Here is a 3,937-nt window from a genome sequence, read left to right on the forward strand (position 1 = left end):
ATCCAGTCCTGTCGGAGACGGTGGGGCGTGACACTGAGTGACGGCGCGTATCCACGGCCTAAAGGCCGTGGTATTGCGCCTGTTCAGCGTATAAGATGGACGAGCGCCTGCTCGGCGTCACGAGGGTCGCAGACGGTGTCTCGTGTCGAGGCCGCCACACTTGTCACGAGCCGTCGTCCAGATATTGCATTGCCTCCGCATCCGGTACCTGACCGAACGTCCGGTAGAACTGTCCGACGGCGCTGAACCACGACGGCGTTTCGACGCAGACGACTTCATCGGCCTCGTCGCGGAGACTCTCGATCGCCTCCGGCGGCCCAACTGGCACTGCGAGCAGTACGTACGCAGCACCGGCGTTGTTCACCCGGCGGAGACAGGCACGCGTCGTTGCCCCAGTCGCGACGCCGTCGTCGACGACGACCACTCGCTGTCCCTCGAGGTCGATCTCGTCTCGCCCGGCCCGATACTGCTGTGCTTTCTCCCGTGCAGCCGTCGCCACCTGGTCTTGCTGTGTTTCGACGTACGTCTCATCGACCGAGAGGTGGTCGATCATCTCCGCGTTGCGCCAGACGGACCCGTCGCTCGAGACCGCTCCGATCGCCAACTCGGGGTTGCCCGGAGCACCGATTTTCTTCGCAACGACGACATCGAGCGGGACGCCGAGTGCATCGGCAACGATTCGTCCGAGCGGCAGTCCCCCTCGCGGAATCGCGAGGACGACGTCAGCGTCGACGTCCCGTTGAGCGACCGCGGTCGCGAGTTGTTCGCCAGCGTCAGTTCGATCGTCAAACATCGATATCACCGCTGCAGTGTGGCTCGAGTCGCTCGAAACGGGTTCGCTCACGGATCGGTCGACTAGTCCGAGACAAGCGGACAGGCCATTGGGTGATGGTATACTGCATCATTATCCGACGACCACCCAACGTACGCTCCGCAGTTACAAAATATAGAACCCAGTACCAGCCGTTTCGTGACTCCACGAACAAATGTCGGAATGTGAATACCTACAACAGCAGAGCACAATAGCTGTGTGGATAACACTCACGATTGACCACCTCCTCCGCGTGAACGCGGAGGAATCCCACCACGGGATTTCAGGCCGAGTGTGGCGGCCTGTTGGTTTCAAGACGCATACGTTCCAAGCGTCACCTGCTGGTTTTCAGCATCGGCTTGGCTGTCTTGTGGCCCGGTCAAAGAGGCCCCATCCGTAGCCGAGTCATCGTCACCTGCCTTCTGCCGGGAAGTCCGGCCGCTTTGGCGGTGACTCTCTCAACTACGGTAGCGGTCTGTAATGTTTATCGCCCCGTTCACGTCGGCTTGATACTCACCGACCCAACAGCCGTCGTTCGAACATCTGAACGTCGCCTGTCGTGGCCGGTAGCCATGTTCACCGCAGGCGTGACACGCCTTCGACGTATTCCGTGGATTCACCGTCTCGACGGGAATCCCCTTCTCGGCGGCTTTGTAGCGAATCTGTGCGTGAAGCTTAGCAAAGCCCCACCCGTGCAACCGCCTGTTCATGTACTCGCCGTAGTCCATGTTCTCGCGGATGTACGTCAGGTCTTCCAGCACTAGTACTGGGTTCTCGACGGACTTGGCGTACTTCACGACCTCGCGAGTCACACGGTGGAACACGTCGTCAATCTGGTCCCACAGTGCGTCACCGTAGGACTCTGCGATTCGTTCACTGCCGCGCTGCTGAAGGCGTCTCTTGGCGGTGAAGTAGGTTTTGCGGAGCCGACGAACGGCCTTGCCGTCGTCGGCCCACAGTTGGGGGCGAACAGGAGAACCGCGCTCGTCGCGGTGACACACCGTGACGAGACTCGCTTCTCCGATGTCAACGCCGATGGGCGTCCGCTCGTCAGCGGACGCCGTAGATTGGTCCTCCACGGCGCGGGTGGCGGTGACGTGGAGATACCACGTTCCGTCCCGCTCGAACAGCCGACTTTCACCCATTTCGGCGTCGTCTGCGTACAACGATTCGAGCCACTCCCGCTGTTCGGGATTGGCGCGTGCCGGAATCCAGAGGTGGTAATCCTCGTGGTGCGGGATTTTGACGTACCACTCGATAGCGTTCTGTGGCTGGTGGTCAAGTTGCAGTCCCTCGTTGGTGAACCGCACTGGGTGGTCGTCGTGAAGCTTGTCGGCGTCGTAGCTGTTCCCACAGAGTTGTGGGACGTACTTCTTGAGGGCGTTTTTGGCGTAGCCGCTCAGGTCGTACTCGACAACCACGTCGTTGGCCGCTGACTGTGTGTCACAGCCAGCGGCGAAGGCGGCCTGAAGCGCCTGCTGGTAAGCGTCCCGTGTCTCACGAAGCTTCTGACGCTTGTGGACATTCGGATCCACAAGCTTCAGTTCGAGCGTTTTTGTGAGTTCGGTCACGCTTCGGCCTCCTTGTGCCGGTCGATGTAGTTCTCGACAGTTTCGCTGGAGACGTGCCCGGCTGTTCCGGCGTAGTAGCCGCGTGCCCACCGTATTTTCTCGCCGTCGTGGTCGGCGTGGCGGTGGTTGTATTTCCGTGAGGAAATACCCTTGAACCAGTTGGCGAGTAGTGACGGACTGTGTTTGGGTGGGCTACTGACGAACAGGTGAACGTGGTCGGGCCGAACAGTCAGGTTTTGAATTTCTAAGCCCTTTTCGTCGGCAACTTCGTGGAGGATGGATTCCACACGGTCGGCAACCTCACCCGTCAGTACCGCGTTGCGGTACTTCGGGAGCCACACTATGTGGTAGTTGAGGTTGTAGGTTGCGTGCCGTGTGGTCTTCATCTGTGTTACACACTATGGTCATATCATGGAAAATATCTTGCGTAAACGGTGGGAAATCCAACAGTGCAATAGAACGGTGGACTGTCACACTATGCTGTCCGCTCAACCCCCGCCTGTTCGCTCCTCGGTTCCGACGCTCTGTCGGAACACTCGTCACTCACGGGAAGACGGGAGTATGCGCTCGAAACTCTATCATACCGGTGACCGACAGTCAATATCGTCTCGTCAATCACCTCGAGTGTCCTCGTGCGTGAAGTCACACTCGCCATGACCGCACCGCTGAGATGTGTACTGCGGTGCAATATTGTAATCTGCATACAAGTACTATGATGGCTGTTATTGACATTTTCCTAGTAATTATATTCACACGATGAGTTGCGATCGCTTCCACGATCGAGAGACACTGGTTGGTGATCAGTGAGTAATACTCGCACATCCTGCGTGTCCTCGAGTCGGTTCCTAAATTGCGGTGTCCGAAACTTCCATGAGTGTGGTTGTCATAAGTCACAGCATGACGACCGTAAACAGAACTGTTGAAGACGTGATGTCAACACCGCTTGAGATCGTTTCGAAAGATGCAACGCTCACGGAAGCTGCAACAGTGATGCATGACAAGGAGATCAACGCGCTGGTCGTATCGACGGATCCACCCTCGATCGTCACGAGCACTGATCTCGTTGCTTCGGCCGCTGAGGGCCACGATCCCACCACACAGCAGGTGTCCGATGTAATGACGAAATCGGTCGAGACCGTTCCACCGGAGCTCTATCTCGAGGAAGTTGCTGCGATGATGACCAATTTCGGAATTAACCACCTTCCGGTCGTCGACGGTGACGATTACCTCGGAATGATTTCATCGACTGACATCACGTCCGAACTATCCTGACCACTGCCAGTCCTAACGGACGAAGGGACGTCAGCACAATTCAAGGGAGAGCCCCCGATCTTACGGAGCGAGTTTCGGCGAAGCGAGTGATACGGTCTGCTGTCCCGCTGTCCCGGTGGGACTGCAGGGCGGGTCGCGGTCCTATCGGTAATGGAGTACAGTAGTCCGTATGAGTAACTCAGAGAGGAAATTGACCTCCTCCACGCCCTGAAGGGCGTGGAATCCGACCATCGGATTTCCGCCGAGTGTGGCGTTCAAGGTTCCAACCCGCACTCAAGGGGAA

At 57.9% G+C, this 3,937-nt stretch carries 3 protein-coding genes and 1 pseudogene; 1 reads left to right on the forward strand and 3 read right to left on the reverse strand.

Annotation, left to right across the window (positions count from 1 at the left end; genetic code table 11):
- Positions 1 to 163 precede the first annotated feature (163 nt).
- From BSG09_RS19835 to tnpA, 3 genes and pseudogenes are all read right to left on the reverse strand, one after another.
- Entirely contained in the window at positions 164 to 793 is a 630-nt protein-coding gene (locus BSG09_RS19835) for a phosphoribosyltransferase (protein ID WP_092936199.1), read from the reverse strand.
- Between the two features lie 329 nt (positions 794 to 1,122).
- Positions 1,123 to 2,382, reverse strand: a pseudogene (locus BSG09_RS19840) (RNA-guided endonuclease InsQ/TnpB family protein).
- A complete protein-coding gene (gene tnpA, locus BSG09_RS19845; protein ID WP_092936197.1) occupies positions 2,379 to 2,768 on the reverse strand; it encodes an IS200/IS605 family transposase in 390 nt (129 codons plus the stop codon). The pseudogene BSG09_RS19840 and the gene tnpA overlap by 4 nt, the downstream one beginning before the upstream one ends.
- A 544-nt stretch (positions 2,769 to 3,312) precedes the next feature.
- Here tnpA and BSG09_RS19850 point away from each other — a divergent pair.
- Positions 3,313 to 3,654, forward strand: a complete 342-nt coding sequence (locus tag BSG09_RS19850) for a CBS domain-containing protein (RefSeq protein ID WP_092936203.1) — start codon at positions 3,313 to 3,315, stop codon at positions 3,652 to 3,654.
- The last annotated feature ends 283 nt before the right edge of the window (positions 3,655 to 3,937 follow it).

Origin of the sequence: Natrinema hispanicum (assembly GCF_900111485.1) — an archaeon.
Classification (GTDB): domain Archaea; phylum Halobacteriota; class Halobacteria; order Halobacteriales; family Natrialbaceae; genus Natrinema; species Natrinema hispanicum_A.

What these genes read in the sequence shown, in the direction of transcription:
- BSG09_RS19835 (WP_092936199.1), bottom strand. Translation starts at nt 793, where the DNA reads ATGTTTGACGATCGAACTGACGCTGGCGAACAACTCGCGACCGCGGTC.
- tnpA (WP_092936197.1), bottom strand. Translation starts at nt 2,768, where the DNA reads ATGAAGACCACACGGCACGCAACCTACAACCTCAACTACCACATAGTG.
- BSG09_RS19850 (WP_092936203.1), top strand. Translation starts at nt 3,313, where the DNA reads ATGTCAACACCGCTTGAGATCGTTTCGAAAGATGCAACGCTCACGGAA.